Origin of the sequence: Methylorubrum salsuginis (genome assembly GCF_900114375.1) — a bacterium.
In the GTDB taxonomy this organism is placed as follows: Bacteria; Pseudomonadota; Alphaproteobacteria; order Rhizobiales; family Beijerinckiaceae; genus Methylobacterium; species Methylobacterium salsuginis.
The window spans coordinates 65,545-83,521 of record NZ_FOSV01000009.1 but is presented as its reverse complement, the minus strand read 5'-3'; the positions used below and the strand labels follow the sequence as shown (position 1 = coordinate 83,521).

General features: G+C 69.3%; 14 protein-coding genes. 8 read left to right on the top strand and 6 right to left on the bottom strand.

Annotated elements, in window-relative coordinates:
- Positions 1 to 325 precede the first annotated feature (325 nt).
- A complete protein-coding gene (locus tag BM140_RS12490; protein ID WP_091946362.1) occupies positions 326 to 3,106 on the top strand; it encodes a DUF3772 domain-containing protein in 2,781 nt (926 codons plus the stop codon).
- A gap of 67 nt (positions 3,107 to 3,173) precedes the next feature.
- Complete coding sequence (locus BM140_RS12485; RefSeq protein ID WP_425287059.1) at positions 3,174 to 3,677, top strand: CAP domain-containing protein; 504 nt, start codon at positions 3,174 to 3,176, stop codon at positions 3,675 to 3,677.
- A 31-nt stretch (positions 3,678 to 3,708) separates the two neighbouring features.
- Here BM140_RS12485 and BM140_RS12480 read toward each other — a convergent pair whose 3' ends face one another.
- Positions 3,709 to 4,338: a DapH/DapD/GlmU-related protein gene (locus BM140_RS12480; protein WP_091946355.1), complete on the bottom strand. Its 630-nt coding sequence runs from the start codon at positions 4,336 to 4,338 to the stop codon at positions 3,709 to 3,711.
- Positions 4,339 to 5,316: 978 nt separating this feature from the next.
- On the opposite strand from BM140_RS12480, the gene BM140_RS12475 reads away from it, so the two are divergent.
- Entirely contained in the window at positions 5,317 to 7,110 is a 1,794-nt protein-coding gene (locus BM140_RS12475) for a glycosyltransferase (protein WP_165616450.1), read from the top strand.
- Between the two features lie 13 nt (positions 7,111 to 7,123).
- Here BM140_RS12475 and BM140_RS12470 read toward each other — a convergent pair whose 3' ends face one another.
- Complete coding sequence (locus BM140_RS12470) at positions 7,124 to 7,957, bottom strand: OmpA/MotB family protein (RefSeq protein ID WP_091946350.1); 834 nt, start codon at positions 7,955 to 7,957, stop codon at positions 7,124 to 7,126.
- A gap of 113 nt (positions 7,958 to 8,070) precedes the next feature.
- Positions 8,071 to 8,844 carry a motility protein A gene (locus BM140_RS12465; RefSeq protein WP_091946346.1) on the bottom strand — a complete coding sequence of 258 codons (774 nt, stop codon included), beginning with the start codon at positions 8,842 to 8,844 and terminating at the stop codon, positions 8,071 to 8,073.
- A 259-nt stretch (positions 8,845 to 9,103) separates the two neighbouring features.
- On the opposite strand from BM140_RS12465, the gene BM140_RS12460 reads away from it, so the two are divergent.
- From BM140_RS12460 to BM140_RS12450, 3 genes are all read left to right on the top strand, one after another.
- Positions 9,104 to 10,876 (top strand): glucan ABC transporter ATP-binding protein/ permease, encoded by a 1,773-nt coding sequence (locus tag BM140_RS12460; protein ID WP_091946343.1) that lies wholly within the window; start codon positions 9,104 to 9,106, stop codon positions 10,874 to 10,876.
- 218 nt (positions 10,877 to 11,094) lie between these two features.
- Positions 11,095 to 12,033 (top strand): ABC transporter ATP-binding protein, encoded by a 939-nt coding sequence (locus BM140_RS12455; protein WP_091946340.1) that lies wholly within the window; start codon positions 11,095 to 11,097, stop codon positions 12,031 to 12,033.
- Entirely contained in the window at positions 12,030 to 12,791 is a 762-nt protein-coding gene (locus tag BM140_RS12450) for an ABC transporter permease (RefSeq protein ID WP_091946337.1), read from the top strand. The genes BM140_RS12455 and BM140_RS12450 overlap by 4 nt, the downstream gene beginning before the upstream one ends.
- A 3-nt stretch (positions 12,792 to 12,794) precedes the next feature.
- On the opposite strand, the gene BM140_RS12445 is transcribed toward BM140_RS12450, so the two are convergent.
- The 3 genes from BM140_RS12445 to argH form a co-directional block, all read right to left on the bottom strand.
- Positions 12,795 to 13,505, bottom strand: coding sequence for an invasion associated locus B family protein (locus tag BM140_RS12445; protein WP_091946334.1), 711 nt, complete (start codon positions 13,503 to 13,505; stop codon positions 12,795 to 12,797).
- Positions 13,506 to 13,630: 125 nt separating this feature from the next.
- Positions 13,631 to 13,918: a hypothetical protein gene (locus BM140_RS12440; RefSeq protein ID WP_091946331.1), complete on the bottom strand. Its 288-nt coding sequence runs from the start codon at positions 13,916 to 13,918 to the stop codon at positions 13,631 to 13,633.
- 96 nt (positions 13,919 to 14,014) lie between these two features.
- On the bottom strand, positions 14,015 to 15,406 hold the full coding sequence (gene argH / locus BM140_RS12435; RefSeq protein ID WP_091946329.1) for an argininosuccinate lyase: 1,392 nt from the start codon (positions 15,404 to 15,406) through the stop codon (positions 14,015 to 14,017).
- Between the two features lie 42 nt (positions 15,407 to 15,448).
- Between argH and tlpA the strand changes: the two genes are divergently transcribed.
- Together tlpA and BM140_RS12425 are read left to right on the top strand one after the other, a co-directional pair.
- The gene (gene tlpA / locus BM140_RS12430) at positions 15,449 to 16,099 is read left to right on the top strand and encodes a thiol:disulfide interchange protein TlpA (RefSeq protein ID WP_091946326.1); all 651 of its coding nucleotides are present in this window, start codon (positions 15,449 to 15,451) and stop codon (positions 16,097 to 16,099) included.
- A 106-nt stretch (positions 16,100 to 16,205) separates the two neighbouring features.
- On the top strand, positions 16,206 to 17,975 hold the full coding sequence (locus BM140_RS12425; protein ID WP_091946323.1) for a carbamoyltransferase family protein: 1,770 nt from the start codon (positions 16,206 to 16,208) through the stop codon (positions 17,973 to 17,975).
- Positions 17,976 to 17,977: the final 2 nt, after the last annotated feature.

Sequence of the window (17,977 nt, the reverse complement as noted above, 5' to 3'; positions counted from 1 at the left end):
AGGATATGGCCAAGTCCATCGTGGCTTAGTCTAATATCAGCGTGACAGCCTTGTGAAGGCGAGGCCTCACGCCTTGTCGTCGCGGCCGGCGATTATCCCCGCCCCGCACGCGACATCATCCGAATTGAAGCGTCCGCACGGTTTTGCCCCATTGCGGGCGCAGGAGGGGCCGGGCTTCCCGGCAGATCCGTTGCGTTCCGGGAATGCCCCCTTCGCTGCGCGGGCTCGCCCCCTCGGCAGGCTCGGAACCGGGCCCTAGCTGTCGGGCCATGCCGCGCGGGATGCCCCCGCGAACCCCGCAAGTCCCCGAATCCTCCGGCACAGGATGACGATGCCCCGATTGCTCCCCGGCCTCCGCCGCCTTGCCCGCAGCGCCCCGCTGATCGCCGTCCTCGGCGTCAGCGTCCTGCTTCCGAACGCGGTGACGGCCCAGGGACAGCCGACGGCGCCGCCGGCCCATCAGCCGGCCCAAGGTTCCGCGCCGCAGCCGAAGGCGGCCCCCGCTCCCCAGGGCACGCCCGCCCCAGGAGCGAACGCCCAAGGTGCGCCTGCCCAAGGTGCCCCTGCCCAAGGTGCCCCTGCCCAAGGCGCGCCGGCGCAGGCCCAGGCACCCGCACCGGCCCCCGCCGCGAAGCCGGCCCCGCCGAAGACGCCCGTATCGGAAGCGCTGCAGACGGTGCGCGACCGGCTGGAGGACATCAAGAAGGATCTCGAGACCCGCGAGAAGGCGATCACCGGCCCGAATGTCGGCTCGGGCGACCTCACCCGCGCCCGCGACGGGCTCGACGGCGTCGCCGACCGGCTGCGCACCATCATCGACGCGCTGGCCCCCCGGCTCGACGCCGCCCGCGAGCGTCTCGAGCAGATCGGCCCCAAGCCCAAGGAGGGCGAAGAGGGCGAGGACGTGGCCCGCGAGCGGGCCGAGCGCGAGGCGGCGGTCAACGATGTCGACGGCACGCAGAGGCTCGCCAAGTCGCTCCTCGTCCAGAGCGACCAGATCGTCGATCAGATCTCCAACCGCCGCCGCGCCGCCTTCACCCGCGGCCTGTTCGAGCGCTCGTCCTCGCTCCTGAGCCCGGATCTGTGGATGCGGGTGGCCGCCGACATCCCCCGCGACGTCAACTCGCTGAGCTCCGGCTTCGACGACACCGTCACCCTGTTCCGGCGCAACGGCACGCTCTGGAACCTGTTGGTGCTCGGGCTCGCCTTCGGCCTGTCCTTCGCGCTCTATTTCGGCCGCCGCAACATCGCCCCCAAGCTCGGGCGGCGCGACACCACGGTCACGGATCCCTCGCGCCGCCGCAAGCTGCTCGCGGCGTGGCGCGTGCTCCTGCTCGGCACGCTGCCGGCGGTGGCCGGCAGCTACGCGATCTACTACGCCCTCGACGCCACCGAACTCCTGCCCGCCCGCTTCCTGCCGGTGGCCAGCGCCATCGTCGGCGGCTTTGCCTTCGTCGCCTTCGTCCAGGCCACCGCCGACGCGCTGCTCGCCGTGGGCAAGCCCGCATGGCGCCCGGCCCCGGTCTCGGATGCCGCCGCATGGCGCATCTCGGCGCTCGCCGTCTCCATCGCCGTGGTCATCACGGTGTCGAAGTCGCTGGAGGCGCTGAATTCGGCGATCTACGCGGCGCTGCCGATCTCGATCGCCACCCGGGGCCTCGGCGCGGTCGCCGCCGCGGCGCTGCTGGCCATCGGCCTCCACCGCTTCGCCGACACGGCGGAGAAGGAAGAGGAATGCTTCGGCCCCTACGTCGCCACCGACACGTCGAGCAATATCGGCGGTCCGTTGCGCCTTCTCGGCTGGGTGGCGGCGGCGGTGATCGCGGTGGCGCCGCTCGTCGGCTACGTCGCGCTCTCGGCGTTTCTCGTCGATCAGCTGATCTGGGCGGCGGGGCTGATCGTCCTGCTCTGGCTCCTGATGGCGAGCGCCGACACGCTGATCGGCGGCACGCTGTGCGAGGAGACCCGCTTCGCCACGACGCTTCAGGCCAATACGGGCCTGCGCAAGCGCTCGCTCAACCAGATCGCCGTGCTCGCCACCGGCGCGGCGCGGGTGCTGCTGATCGCCATCGTCGCGCTGCTGATCCTGGCTCCCTGGGGGCTGGATTCGACCGACGTGTTCTCCTCGATCCGGACGGCCTTCTTCGGCTTCAAGATCGGCGACGTGACGATCTCGCTCTCGGCCATCGCGCTGGGCATCACCATCCTGGGCGTGGGCGTCTTCGTCACCCGCGGCATCCAGCGCTGGCTGGAAAACACTTACCTGCCCGCGACCGACCTCGATGCGGGCCTGCGCAACTCGATCTCGACGGTGGCCGGCTATGTCGGCTTCCTGCTCACCCTGGCGCTCGCCTTCTCCTATCTGGGTCTCAGCCTCGAAAAGCTGACGATCGTGGCGGGCGCGCTCTCGGTCGGTATCGGTTTCGGCCTGCAATCGATCGTCAACAACTTCGTCTCGGGCCTGCTGCTCCTGTGGGAGCGCCCGATCCGCGTCGGCGACCAGGTGCTGATCGGCGATTCCGAGGGCATCGTGAAGCGTATCTCGGTGCGCTCGACCGAGATCCAGACCTTCGACCGCTCGGCCGTGATCGTCCCGAACTCGAACCTGATCTCCGGCATCGTCAAGAACCGGGTGCGCGGCGACCGCACCGGCCGGGTCATCATCGCGGTCAACGTCCTGCGCAATCAGGACCCGGTGCGGGCCGCCGAGATGATGGTCGAGTGCGCCAGCGCCCACGCCGACGTGCTCAAGCAGCCGCCGCCGCGGGTGGTGTTCAAGAAGATCGGCGATCCGTTCCTCGAGTTCGAGCTGATCGCGATGGTGGTCGACGTGAACCTCACTCAGAAGGTCCAGAGCGATCTGAACTTTTCCGTGTTCAAGGCGCTCTCGGACGCCGCGTTCATCCCGGCCATGGGTCCGGCCTCCAGCTTCATCACCGTGCAGGGGCTGGAGCCGGTGCGCGACGCGCTCGGCCAGATCGCCCACGCGGTCGGCGCATCGCAGACCGTCGCCCTGTCCGAGCCGGCCTCCGGCGCCCGGGACGATGCGCGGCGCGGCGAGGGCCAGTGGGAGGCGGGGCGGCGCAAGCTCGGCCAGACCTCGTGACGGCGAGCCTCTTGAGCATAAGCCCGGCCGTTCCCACCTGAGTCCATCGCCCATGGGAAATGGATTCGTGCCCGCACGCCTGCCTCACGTCGCCGCCGCCGCGGCTCTCGCCCTCGCCGTCCTGCTTCAGGGCTGCGCGGGCAGAACGACGCCTGAAGCCGGCTTCGGGAGCCTGTACCTGCCGCTGACCACCGCCTCGACCGCCCTCGATGCGGGTGCGGCGCGGGACATGATCTCGGCCTATCGCGGCAACAACGGCGAGGCCCCGCTGCGGCTCGATCCCGACCTGCAGCGCCTCGCCGAGGCCGAGGCTGCCGCCATGGCCGCCGCCGACCGCCCGAGCAGCAGCCGCACCGTCCGCAGCGCCGTGACGCGGCTGGGGTTCGAGGGCGCCGACGCCAACCTCTCGGCCGGCTACCACACCCTGGCCGAGGCATTTTCCGGCTGGCGCGACAGCCCTCCGCACCGGGCGGTGATGCTCAAGGGTGATGCGACCCGCATGGGCATCGCCACGGCCTACGCGCCGGGCTCGAAATACAAGGTGTACTGGGCGCTTCTGGTGGCGAAGTAACCGGGCCCCGGCATCGCGTTCCGATTGGTCATCACCGTTCGCTGGCCCTCCGCCGAGGACTGATCACGGCGGGCTCGGACAAGGCGATCGAGCCGTCTGGCATGTCGCGCCGGACGACCACGTTGGCGCCGACCCGGCAATCGTCGCCGACGATGACGCCGGCCAGGATCCGGGCCCCCGTACCGATCAGGCAACCTGCGCCGATCCGGGCGTCGCTCGCCACCGTCGCGCCCGGCATGATGACGGTGAAATCGCCGATTTCGGAGCGGGCCCCGACGCTGTTGTGGGCGAAGAGATGAACGTGCCGGCCGAGGCGCGTGTTCGTCAGGATCGTGAACGGTCCGACATAACTGCCCTCGCCGATCTCGGCATAGGAGGAGCCGACGCAGTTCGGATAGATGACACTCGGCCAGCGGCATCCGCTCAAGGCCGGTCGCTGGCGGACCGCGCGCGCGGCAACCGGATCGGCGATCGTCAGAAAGGCGTCGGCCGACCGACCATCCTGGCTGTCGATGGTGCGGACCGGCCGACCAAGGATCGGGCCGCTTGGACGGTCGTCGAGGATGTCCCCGATCTCGATCCCGGCCCCTTCCATGATGCCGATGAGGTTATGGGCGTTCCGTCCACCCCCGACGAACAGCAGCTTTCCGATCTTCGACACGGCGATCCTCGAAAATGATTCGCGCAGAGTCCGAGGGCGACTCACGCATTCTGTAACCGACCGCGGCGGACGTCGTTTCGCAGCCTGACAGTAAGTCGTTGGCTAACCTTCTACCCGGTCGGTTCGGCCGAAGGCAAAGGCGATCATCATACCGAGCGGCGTCCCTGCCCCTGCACCGCCGCCCGGATGACAATCCTCCGTGCAGAGCTATCGGTCGCTCGATACCGATCGGCGATGATCCTGACGCTTCGCCGATGGCCCCCGCGACGGCGGGGCGGCTTGCGTCCGCCGGATGCACGGAACAGGACCATCGGTCCGGTTCCGTGCCGCTTGGTCTGAGAGCATGATAAGGAGCGCTTCGTCCGTGAGCCGTGGTCGGGCGTACCGGCCATTCTCGGATGGTCGACCAACGCGGGCCGGCACGACGAGCCGGCACCCGTTCCAGCCGAATCCAACGCGATCGATCGGGGTCGGCTCTCCGGGCGGCACGCGACATCCTTGGAACTCGGACGAGCCACGCAACGAACTTGGTGACCGCGCTCGGTATGGGTGGCCGGAGACTCGATGATCCTCATCCTCACATACGCCAAGGTCTTCACCACGTCGCTCCACGCAATGCTGAGCGAGCGATATCCCGGAGAAGTCTTCCGGACCCACGGCCTGCAACCGTCGACCCTGACGACGGTCGACCGCTTCCTCGCCGCGGCAGCCACGGACACGCAGGGCCTTCGCCGCGGCTTCGACAACGACGCGCTTCGTCCCCGCCTCGAAGCGGCCCGACGGAGCGGTGAGCGGATCGTCATCCTGAGCGGGGTCCGGGATCCGGTCGCCCGCTCGCTCTCCGTCGCCGTCCAGAATCTCGAAGTCTTCTTCCCCGAACTCGTCGGCCGGACCGACGCGGAGGCCGTCGACGACCTCGCGCGCGCGCTCGCCGACCTCTGGCAGCGGCGCGATCCCGAGGCCGATGCGGTGCGCGCCATGGCGGAGATGATGATCCACGCTCCCCTGCACTGGCTTCAGGACGAACTCGGATCCGGCTTCGGACTCGATTTGAGCCAACCGCCGTTCGATCGAGAACGGGGCTTCACACTCTACGAGGGCGACAACGTCGCCCTGCTGCTGTTTCGCCATGAGGACGCGCCGGCCGCGATCGAGGACGGCCTCGGACGCCTGTTCCCGGGGGAGACTTTCACGGTCCCGGCCGAGAACGTCACCGCCACCAAGCCGACGGGCACCCTATACGCGCGCTTGCGGGAGCGCTTTCGCCTGCCGCGTGCCTTCCTCGAAAATCTCTACGCGCACCCCTGCGTGCGCACCTTCTACGACGAAGTCGAGATCGCTTCCGCGATCGCACGCTGGAGTGCCCCCGATCCCGCCCCGGCCTCGACCGTGCCCGATACCCCACCGGCGGCCGCCGTTATCGACGAGGGAGAGGTGCGCGCGACCGTGTTCATTCCCCTCCACAATCACGCCCGATGGATCGGCTCCCAACTCGAAAGCCTGTTTTCCCAGTGGCGGCCGGATCTCGAACTCCTGCTGATCGACGACGGCTCCACGGATCGCGGACTCGCGGTGGTGACGGAAGTGCTCGCACGCCATCCCGAGATCGCCGCGACGATCCTGAGACACGATGCGGCCCGCGGCCATGGCGTGTTGCCCGACATTGTCCGGCATGCGCGGGGATCGATCCTGATTCAGGCCGACAGCGACGACCTCGCCTTGCCGGGGCGGATCGAGGCAATTCTTTCACGGTTCGCGGCGGATCCTGACTGCCGCTTGGTGACCAGCAACGCCGTCATGATCTCCGAGAGCGGCGCTCCGCTCGGCCTCTTCGACGTCGCGCACGACGACGGCATCCTGGCCGATCCCGACGCGGTCCCGCAGATGTGGGGAGCGCCCTGGATCGGCGCCACCTCGGCCTTCCACCGCTCGGTCATCGAGGCGTTCGCCCCCCTCGATCCGGAGCTGTGCCCGTACGGCTTCGACCTGCTGACGCCGCTCCGGGCGACGCTTCTCGGCACCCATCACCATCTGGCCCAGCCCTACGTGGCGTGGCGTCGTCACCCGAACAACTCTCACAAGCGCCTGGGCGGCGGCAGCCGGAACCTGCGCAGGCAGGAGCAATACGGAGCGATCGAGTTGATGGCGTTGGCACAACGCATCCGCGACGTGGAGGACATCCGACTTCGCAACCCCACCCCCTCGCTCGACCGGGCCTTGGCGGCCTGTCAGCGGCAGTTCATGGACTTCTTCGATCGATGGTCGCGCATCCGCAACCGCTGCAGAAGCGAGGAGGATTCGGCATCCGGCAACGCATCGCTTCAGGACGGCCCCGGCCTTCCCCCGGTCGTCACCCTGGCTCGAGGACGAACCTATCCGATTTCCCCCTCGTCCGCGCTGGCCCGCGCCCTGGCGGGCTGGCCCGGCTTCCATGAGGTGGAGGCGCACCACGTCTGGACGTTGCGCCAAGCGGCCTTCGCGCTACGCATCACCGATGCGACGGCGCGGGCCATCGTGATCAAGGCACGCGCCGCCTCCGCATCGCCGCGAACAGCCTACTTCAGCCTGGATTGTCACGAACCCGTCGCCGCGAGCCTGACATCGAACGACTCGGTCGAGGTCGAAATCCCGTTGGGACCGACCTCACGGACCGTTCCGTGGCTCGGCTTCTCGCTCGTCACCGTCCGGATGCCTGGAATCAAGGACGACACCGGTGAGAGCGGCGATGCGCGCATCCTCGGTGTGGCGATCTCCGAGATCACGCTGGTCTGACAGCGCGCGCTCGTTACGGCAGCACCTTGCCGTTCGGTGTCGGCGGGGGCTCGGAGAGCAGCGTCACGGTCACCCGGCGGTTGGCCGCGAGATAGGGGTTGTCGGGGAACATCGGCTCGGTGTCGGCCTTGCCGCTCACCGAGGCGAAGCGGTCGTCGGGGAGCCCGGCGGAGGCCAGGATGTCGCGCACGCTGAGCGCCCGGTTGGCCGAGAGCTCCCAGGGCGGGGCGGTGTCGCGCTGGCCCGGCCGGGGCGTCGCCGTGAAGCCGGTCACGACGATGCGGTTGGGCAGCCGCGCCAGCGTCGGCACGAGCTTCTCCAGAAGCCGCCGGGTGCGGTCGTAGGGCCGGCTCGATCCTTCGGGGAACATCGAGCGCCCGTCCTGATCGACGATCGCCACGTCGAGCCCCCGGCGGGTCGGCGAGATGATGATGTTCTTCGACAGCTCGGCCACCTCCGGCATGTCCTGCATCGCCTGCCGCAGCGAGGCGGCGGCCTGCCCAAAGGCTTCCGGATAGCCGCGATCGGGAATGCCGTCGTCGAGGCCGCTGTCGAGCTGCGGCGGCGTGGTGCGGTCGGAGGCGCGCTCGGGCGGCACGTCGCGCAGGTGCTTCAGCTTGTCCGCCGTCGGCAGGCCCTCCTGCTCGATGATGCCGGCGAACTTCGATTCCTTGCTGGTGCCGAAGGCGTCGCGCATCGAGCCCGCCACGACCTGAAGCTTCTTCTGGTCCTGGGTCGAGTAGGCGGCGATCATGACGAAGAAGCTCATCAGGAGCGCCATCAGGTCGGCGAAGGTCACGAACCAGCCGTGACCGCCATGCGCACCGCCGCGCTTCTTCTTGGCCACGTCCGCATCTCCTCAAACCGGACCGCGATGGTCCCCACCATCGAGGTCTGCCCGCGCAACTGCGCGGCGGCGGTGGTCCGCCGGACGCCCCGCGCAAGCGGGGCAACTCTCCATCAAGCCGCTTCGGCGACGAGGTCGGCGCGATGGTTGGCCGGCAGGTAGGCGATCAGCATCTCGCGCACGAGCGAGGCGCTCTTCTGGTCGCGGATCAGCAGGATGCCGTCGATGATGAGGGATCGCGAGACGTCCTCCTCCTCGACCTTCACGTGCAGCTTGTCGGCGATCGGCAGCGCCACGAGATTGGCGATCAGCGCGCCGTAGAGGGTGGCCAGCAGCGCGGTCGCCATGGCGGGGCCGAGCTTCGACGGGTCGGACATGTTGGCGAACATCGTCACCATGCCGAGGATGGTGCCGATCATGCCCCAGGCCGGGGCGCAGTCGCCGAAGGCCCGGTAGATCTTCGAGCCCTCGTCGAGATGCATCAGGAAGTTGTCGCGGTCGCGCTCCATCGTGTCGCGGATGAAGTCGCGGTCGTAGCCGTCGGCGATGTAGCGCGCGCCCTGCGCCAGGAAGGGATCGGAGATTTCCATGCTCTCCAGCGCGATGGGCCCGCTTTTGCGCACCACCTCGGCGATCCGGGTGATCTCCTCGATCAGGTCGTGCGGCTTCACCGCCCGCATGGTGAAGGCGTAGCGCAGGCCCATCGGCACGCCGTGGGCGATCACCGAGAACGGGAAGCGGATGATGGTCGCCATCACCGAGCCGCCGAAGATGACGATCACCGCGTGCTTGTCGAAATAGGCGGCGAAGTTGCCGCCATCGATCATGATGAGCGTGAACACCACGCCGACGCCGCCGAGCAGCCCGACACCGGTTGCGAGATCCATTGACGCGACGCCCGATCCAGCCCGCCTGCGGGCACTCGTCACAGATCTAAAAAATCAGGCTGAAGGAACCGTAAAGGACGTTGCCGAAGCGATAACGGCCGCGTCATGTGCCGTTCAGGGGCGGCGGGGCATAAGTCCCGCACCGATGGTCCGAAAACCGCCTGAGCGGAGCCGGATCGCCGGGGCCGGGAGATCCCCGGCGGGTCTCACGAAGCCGGTCTCCGCGAGGCGGCCGGACGGGACGGGGGAGCGAAACCTGATGTCGATGATTCGTCTCTACGCGCGGGTTCTGAGCCTGCTCGGGGCGGAGAAGCGGCTGGCCGTGGGCCTGATCGCGGCCAACGTCGCGCTGGCGGTGGCGGCCTTCGCCGAACCGCTCATCATGGGCCGCATCATCGACGGGCTCACCCATCTGTCGAAGGACGCGCCCGCCACGTCGCTCGCCCCGTGGATCGTCGCCTGGGTGGTGTTCGGCCTGTTCACCATCGGCGCGGGCGTGGCCATCGCGCTCCATTCCGACCGCTTGGCCCACCGCAACCGCCTCGCCACCATGGCGAATTTCTTCGAGCACGTGCTGGAGCTGCCCATCGCCTTCCACTCGTCCAACCATTCCGGGCGGGTGCTGAAGGCGATGCTGGAGGGCACCAACGGCATGGCCTGGATCTGGCTCAACTTCTTCCGCGAGCACTTCGCCGCCCTGCTCTCCGTCGGCGTGCTGCTGCCGCTGACCCTGTTCGTGAACTGGCGTCTCGGCGCGATCCTCGTCGTGCTGGTGCTGATCTTCACCGCGCTGGCGAGCTACGTCCTGCGCCGCACCGAGACGCTGCAGGGCGAGGTCGAGGAGTACCAGTCGGGCCTCGCGGCGCATGCCTCCGACGCGCTCGGCAACGTCGCCGTCATCCAGTCCTTCACCCGCGCGCGGGCCGAGAAGGAGGCGATGCGCACCATCATCCACGATCTGCTGAAGGTTCAGATTCCGGTCCTGTCGTGGTGGGCGCTCGCCAACGTCGCCACCCGGGCGTCGGGCACGCTCACCATGACGGCGATCTTCATCACCGGCATCGCCCTGCACCAGAAAGGTGCGGCCACCGTCGGCGAGATCGTCGCCTTCATGAGCCTCGCCACCATGCTGGTGACCAAGCTCGACCACGTCGTCACCTTCGTGAACGGGGTGTTCATGCAGGCGCCGAAGATGCGCGAGTTCTTCGAGGTGCTCGACACGGTGCCCGCCGTCCGCGACCGGGCCCATGCTAAGCCGCTGGCCCGCCCCGAGGGCGCGGTCGAGTTCGACAACGTCGCCTTCTCCTACGACGGCCGCCGCCGGGCGCTCGACGGCGTGTCGTTCACGGCCAAGCCCGGCGAGACCGTGGCGCTCGTCGGCACCACCGGCTCGGGCAAGTCGACCACGCTCGGCCTGCTGCACCGGACCTTCGACCCGGATCAGGGCGCCATCCGCATCGACGGCACCGACATCCGCGACATCGGCCTCTCGAGCTTGCGCCACAACATCGGCGTCGTGTTCCAAGAGCCGATGCTGTTCAACCGCTCGATCCGCGAGAACCTTCAGGTCGGTCGCCCCGACGCGACGGATGCCGAGATGCTCGACGCGCTGGAACGCGCCCAGGCCGGCGAGTTCATGGCCCGCCAGTCGGACGGCCTCGACACCGTGATCGGCGAGCGCGGCCGCTCCCTGTCGGGCGGCGAGCGCCAGCGCCTCTCGATCGCCCGCGCGCTCCTGAAGAACCCGCCGGTGCTGATCCTCGATGAGGCGACGAGCGCCCTCGACGCCGCCACCGAGCGCAAGCTGCAGCAGGCGCTGGAGACCGTGATGGAGGGCCGCACGACCTTCGTGATCGCCCACCGCCTCGCCACGATCCGCAACGCCGACCGCATCCTCGTGTTCGAGCAGGGCAAGATCGTGGAAGCCGGCACCTTCGACGAACTGGTCGCCCAAGGGCATCGCTTCGCCGACCTCGCCAAGGCGCAGTTCATGGCGGCGCAGACCGAGGACGACCTGCCGATGGCGGCCTGATCTCCGGACAAGAAAACGGCCCGCCTTCGTTGAGAGGGCAGGCCGGGTCAGGGGAGGTTTTCGCAGGAGAGTGAAGGTTGAAGTCGCGAGAGGGGAAGAGAGTTCCCTGATAGACCGCACTTCCGCGGCAAAACGCACCGGAATGGCCATTCGGCCACGATGCTTCACGGCGGCGCGGGGCGTGCTATAGGGCGCGCCCCGTAGCATTTTGGACCGCGATGCCGCCGATCGTCTCGATCGAAAACCTGTCGAAGGTCTATGCCTCCGGCCTCCACGCCCTCAAGGACGTGAACCTCGCCATCGACAAGGGTGAAATCTTCGCCCTGCTGGGTCCGAACGGGGCCGGCAAGTCGACGCTGATCAACACCGTCTGCGGCATCGTCACGCCGAGTTCGGGCACGATCCGGGTCGGCGGCCACGACAACCGCAGCGATTACCGCGCGGCGCGTCGGATGATCGGGCTGGTGCCGCAGGAACTCACCACCGACGCCTTCGAAAAGGTGTGGGACACGGTGAGCTTCAGCCGCGGCTTGTTCGGCCTCGGCAAGAATCCGGACCATATCGAGCGGGTCCTGAAGGACCTCTCCCTCTACGAGAAGCGCGACAACCGGATCATGCAGCTGTCCGGCGGCATGAAGCGGCGCGTGCTGATCGCCAAGGCGCTCGCCCACGAGCCGCAGGTGCTGTTCCTCGACGAGCCGACCGCGGGCGTGGACGTGGAACTGCGTCAGGACATGTGGCGCCTCGTGCGGCGCCTGCGCGACCAGGGCGTCACGGTGATCCTGACCACGCACTACATCGAGGAGGCCGAGGAGATGGCCGACCGGGTCGGCGTGATCCGGAAAGGCGAGATCATCCTCGTGGAGGACAAGGTCGAGCTGATGCGAAAGCTCGGCAAGAAACAGCTCACCCTGCATCTGGCCGAGCCGCTCGCGGCCCTGCCGGAGAGCCTCGCGGGATACGCGCTGCACCTCGGGCCGGGGGGCCGCGAGATCGTCTACACCTACGACACCCAGCGCGAGCGCACCGGCATCACCCGCCTGCTCACCGATCTCGCCGCCGCCGGCATCGGCTTCACCGACCTCGACACCCAACAGAGTTCGCTGGAAGAGATCTTCGTCGATCTCGTCCGTGGCCATACGGGAGCCGCCCCATGAACCTGCCGGCGGTCCTGGCGATCTACCGCTTCGAGATGGCGCGGTTCTGGCGCACGGCGCTCCAGAGCATCGTCGCCCCGGTCATCGCCACCTCGCTCTACTTCGTCGTGTTCGGCGCCGCGATCGGCGCACGGGTGCAGACGGTCGACGGCATCCCCTACGGCGCCTTCATCGTGCCGGGGCTGATCATGCTCTCGCTGCTGACCCAGAGCATCTCCAACGCCGCCTTCGGCATCTATTTCCCCCGCTTCGCCGGCACGATCTACGAGTTGCTCTCGGCGCCGATCGCGCCGTTCGAGGTGGTGCTGGGCTATGTCGGCGCGGCGGCGACCAAGTCGATCTTCATCGGCCTCGTCATCCTGGCCACCGCCGCCCTGTTCGTGCCGCTGCACATCGAGCATCCGTTCTGGATGGTGGCCTTCCTGCTGCTCACCGCCGTCACCTTCAGCCTGTTCGGCTTCGTCATCGGCCTCTGGGCGGACGGGTTCGAGAAGCTTCAGCTGGTGCCGCTGCTCATCGTCACCCCCCTGACGTTCCTGGGCGGCAGCTTCTACTCGATCGAAATGCTGCCGCCGTTCTGGCACGCGGTGAGCCTCGCCAACCCGGTGGTCTACCTCGTCAGTGCCTTCCGCTGGGCCTTCTTCGGCAAGGGCGACGTCGCGGTCGGCGTCAGCATCGCGGTGACGTTCGGGTTCCTGGCGCTCTGCCTCGGGCTGGTGACGTGGATCTTCAGGACGGGCTATCGGCTGAAGAGCTGACCCCTACTTGCATTCCTCCCGCGCCCGTTTCAGCGCCTCAGCGAAACCACCCAGCGCGTACTCGTCCTGGGTCGGGTTGCCGCGCTGCGAGGTGGTGCGGACGGTGGCGGTCTGGGTGCGGCTCATTTCGGCGACGATGCGCGGCTCCTCGGCCTGATTCTGCACCCAGGCGTTCTCGTCCTTGACGACGAGGCCGTAACGGGTCGCGCCGACCGTCAGGTAGGGATCGCTCGGCGCCGCCGCCGCGCCGGGCTTGGCTTGCGCCGCCGCCGGCCTCGGCTTGAAGCCGAGCATCACCGCGATCTCGCTCTGGGCGCCGCCCTTGGCGAAGGAAACGAACAGGTAGCCGGTGTCGCGGGCGAGCGATTTCGGGCTGCGCGTCGTCGGCTGGGCGATGGCGTAGCAGAGTTTCTCCCGCGCCTGCCCGCCATTGGTGAAGACGTTCCAGTCGCCGAACACCGCGAGGGGCACCGCCTGCTGCATCCCCGGCGGCACGGCGGCGGCCTTCGGAGCGCTGTTCTTCGAAGAACGGCGGCCGCGCCGGCTGCGGCGCCCTTCCGTCGGCGCCGCCTCGGCCGCGGGCGCCTCGGCGGCGGCCTGGGCGTGGGCACGCTCGGTCGGCATCGGCACCAGCGACGCGCCGGCCGCGATCAGCCAGGGCGCGAGCAGGACGGGGAGGGCGGGCAGGAGGGTCGGGAGGCGGTGCCGCTGCATCTCACGCTTTTTCCGGGCGAACGAATGGCTCCGCTCGCCTTTTCTCGCGGCAGGATGATGGCCGCGGACGGGATGGGAAAGTCCCGCCGGGCACCGATCAACCGAAAACGGCCGCCGGAACGGCCTCAGGCCGCCCGGATTTCGGCGGCGAGCGCCGCGGAGGCGATGGCGGCGGCGGGCAGCTCGATCTCGGGCAGGACCAGCTCGACCTTCGGCGCCGGCTCGGCGGGCTTCGGGGCCGCCGGCTTCTTCACCGGGTCGTTGTAGGGCGTGTTGTAGGCCTTCACGATCGAGGCCCAGAACGCGTCGCGCTGGGCGACAGGGAACCGGGCCAGTCGGGCTTCGATCGCCTCCCGCGCCGCCTGCGCCAGGGCAGGGGTTTCCTCGACCGTGATCCAGCTCTCTACGTTCATCGACGGGACTCCGCGGGTTCGAGCGTCCGGATAGCCAAGCTGACCTAGCCGTTCCATGAACGCCGCACTTTCCATGCCCGTTCCCGCGGGTCCGTCCTACTTCTCCACAGGGGCCAGCTTCGCGAGCCAGCCCTGCGCCTGGGCCCGGACGTTGTCCGGCGCGGTGCCGCCGTAGCTGGTGCGGCTCGCCACCGAGTTCTCGACGCCGAGCACGGCGAAGACCGCATCCGTGATCTGCGGCTCGATGGCCTGCATCGCGTCGAGGGACAGCTCTTCCAATCCGACGCCGCGCTCGGCCGCCGCGGCCACGACCCGGCCGGTGACGTGGTGGGCCTGCCGGAACGGCATCCCGAGTTCGCGCACCAGCCAGTCGGCGAGATCGGTGGCGGTGGCGTAGCCGGAGCCGGCGGCGCGCTTCAGCGTCTCGGTGACGGGCTCGAGGTCGCGCACCATGCCGGTCATGGCGGCCAGACACAGGGAGAGGGACTGGAGCGCGTCGAAGGTGCCCTCCTTGTCCTCCTGCATGTCCTTGGAATAGGCGAGCGGCAGCCCCTTCATCACGATCAGCAGACCCGTCAGCGCGCCGACGATGCGCCCGGCCTTGGCGCGGACCAGCTCGGCGGCGTCGGGGTTGCGCTTCTGGGGCATGATCGACGAGCCGGTGGTGAAGCGGTCGGACAGCTTCACGAAGCCGAACTGGGCCGAGGTCCACACCACCAGCTCCTCGGCGAAGCGCGAGAGGTGGACGGCGCAGATCGAGGCGGCGGCGAGCGATTCCAACGCGAAGTCGCGGTCGGCCACGGAATCCAGGGAATTCGCGGTCGGCCGGTCGAAGCCGAGCGCGGCGGCGACCGCGTGCCGGTCGATCGGGAAGGATGTGCCGGCGAGCGCGGCGGCGCCGAGCGGGCACTCGTTGAGCCGCGCGCGGGCATCGCGGAACCGGCCCCGGTCGCGGGCCAGCATCTCGACATAGGCGAGGCAATGGTGGCCGAAGGTGACGGGCTGGGCCGATTGCAGGTGGGTGAAGCCCGGCATCACGGTCGCCGCGTATTTCTCGGCACTCTCGGCCAGCACCCGCTGCAATTCGGCGACCTGCGCGTCCAGCGCATCGAGGGTGTCGCGCACCCACAGCCGCATGTCGGTGGCGACCTGATCGTTGCGCGAGCGGGCGGTGTGGAGGCGGCCGGCGGCGGGGCCGACGATCTCGGTCAGGCGGCTCTCCACCGCCATGTGGATGTCCTCCAATTCGCGCCGATACGCGAATTCGCCGCGCGCGATCTCGGCCTCGACGGACTTGAGCCCGTCGGAAATCGCGGCCACATCGTCGGCCGGCAGGATGCCCTGCGCCCCCAGCATCGCGACATGCGCCAGCGAGCCGCGAATGTCCTGGGGCGCGAGGCGCCGGTCGAACCCGATGGAGGCGTTGATCTCCTCCATGATCTCGGCAGGGCCGCTCGCGAAGCGCCCGCCCCACATCCGGTTGCTCATGGCCCGTTCCACCTTCCCGACTGCGCGCACCGGAGCCTGCCGGTGAGGGCAAACCCGAAAATCCTGATCGCGGGCGGCGTCTTCGCCGCCGCGCTGCTCGGCGGCTTCGCCCTATACGGGACCGGCCGGAACCTCGGCAACCTCATGGGGCTCGGGCCCACCGGCCCCTGCGCGGAGGCCGCGCCGACCGCCGCCCGCCTCGCTCCGCTCGCCCGCGGCGCGGTCGCGGCCTTCGAGGCGTGGCCGGCCCCGAAACCCGCCCCGGCGCTGGCCTTCAAGGGCCCGGACGGCGCCCCGACCGAGCTTTCGGCCCTCGACGGAAAGCTGCGGCTGGTGAACCTGTGGGCGACATGGTGCGCCCCCTGCAAGGCCGAGATGCCGGCCCTCGACCGGCTCCAGGCCGATCTCGGCGGCGACCGCTTCCAAGTGGTGGCGATCAACGTCGAGACCCGCAACCTCGACAAGCCGCCCGCTTGGTTCAAGGCCAACGGCATCACCGGGCTGACCTATTACGGCGACCCCGAGGGCAAGGTGCTGCCGGCGCTCCAATCGGCCGCCGGCTCGACCGGCCTGCCGACGACGGCCCTCGTCGACGCCAAGGGCTGCATGCTCGGCGTGATGAAGGGCCCCGCCGAGTGGTCGGGCGAAGAAGGAAAACGGCTGATCCGGGCGGCGTTGGGCGAAGGGGCCTGATCGCGCGGCCTCCGCCGTGCTCCCCTTCCCGACACGCCGGAGCGAGGGGTGCACGGGGTGCCGACCCGCGTTGCGACCCGTCTCCTCGGGGTGTAGCCCAAGGCTCATGCCCTTCTATCTCGGCCTCGCCACGACCTTCCACGATCCGGCAATGGCCCTGGTCGGGCCGGACGGCGAAGTGCTCTTTGCCGAGGCGGCCGAGCGTTATCTCCAATACAAGCGCGCCCCGAACTGCGAGCCCGATCCCGGCACCCGCATGGCCGGGCTGCTCGAGCGATACCTGCCGGAAGGCTCCGAGCTCGTCGTCGCCTCGTCCTGGGGGGAGCCGTTCTCGGACTTCCTGAAGGGACAGGCAGCCTCGGGCGCCTTCGACCTGACGGCGCTGGCTGCCCACCCCTCCACCCTCAATCGCTCCTTCGTGCCCGAGCGGGCCGAGCGCGTCTTCATCGCCGATCTCCACGCCATGCAGGCGCGGGCCGGCTACGGCACGCTGCTGGCGCTCGACAACGAGACCCGCGGGCTCGGCGGCAAGCCCCGCGCGACGATCACCGGGCAGCGCCGCTTCGCCCACCACCTGTCCCATGCCGCCTACGCCCTGTGGAGCAGCCCGTTCGCGGAGGCGACGGCGCTGATCGTCGACGGCATGGGCGAGACCGGGGCGGCGGCGATCTACCGCTTGCGGAACGGGCGCATCGAGGAGGTGCGGCGTCACCGCGGGCGCGGCTCGGTCGGCTTCCTCTACGGGCTCGTCACCGATCTCGCCGGCTTCGACCAGATCAAGGGCGAGGAATGGAAGATCATGGGGCTTAGCCCCTACGGCCAATCCGATCCGGCCCTGATGGCCCTGCTGCGCCGCCTCTACGCGGTCGAGAACGGGCGCCTGCGGTTCGCCGAGGCCGAGACGGTGCAGGCGGTCGCCGCCGAGGTGCTGGCGCGGCGCCCCGCCGATATCGGCGAGCAGGGCTGGGCCGACCTCGCCCGCTGCGGCCAGGACGTCTTCTGCGAGTTGATGGATGGGCTCGTCGCCGAGGCCTGGGCGCTCGCACCTTGCGAAAACCTCGTGATCGCGGGCGGCTGCGGGCTCAATTCGTCCTATAACGGCCGCGTGCTCGGCCGCTCCGGCTTCGAACGGCTCCACGTTCCGTCCGCGCCCGCCGACGACGGCAACGCCATCGGCGCCGCGTGGCTGGCGTTGGCGCAAGACCATCCCGACTGGACCGGCCCGGCGGCTGAGGCGCGCCCGCTCACGCCCTATCTCGGCTCGACGGTCTCGACCGAACCGTTCGAGCGCATGGCGGCGTGGGAGCCGCGCGCTCGACGCCTCGACATCGAGGGCGTGACGCGGGAAGCGGCAAACATCCTCGCCGAGGGCGGGCTCGTCGGCTGGGTGCAGGGGCGGGCCGAGTTCGGGCCGCGGGCACTGGGCAACCGCTCGATCCTGGCCGATCCGCGCCCGGCCCATGCCAAGGCGACGCTCAACGCCAAGGTGAAGTACCGCGAGGCGTTCCGCCCGTTCGCGCCCTCGATCCTGGCCGCGGCCGGGCCGGACTGGTTCGAGGACTATTCGGACAGCCCCTACATGGAGCGCACGCTGGTCTGGCGCGAAGACGTGCGGGCGCGGGTGCCTGCGGTCGTTCACGCCGACGGCACCGGTCGGCTTCAGAGCGTGACGGCCGCGCGCAACCCGCGTTACGCGGCGCTGATCGCGGCGTTCGCCGACATCAGCGGCGTGCCGATCCTGCTCAACACCAGCTTCAACGTGATGGGCAAGCCGATCCTCCATAGCGCGGAGGACGCGATCCTGATGTTCTACACGACGGGCCTCGACGCCATCGTGGTCGAGGACTGGATCCTCACGAAGAAGGCGCCCGCCTGACG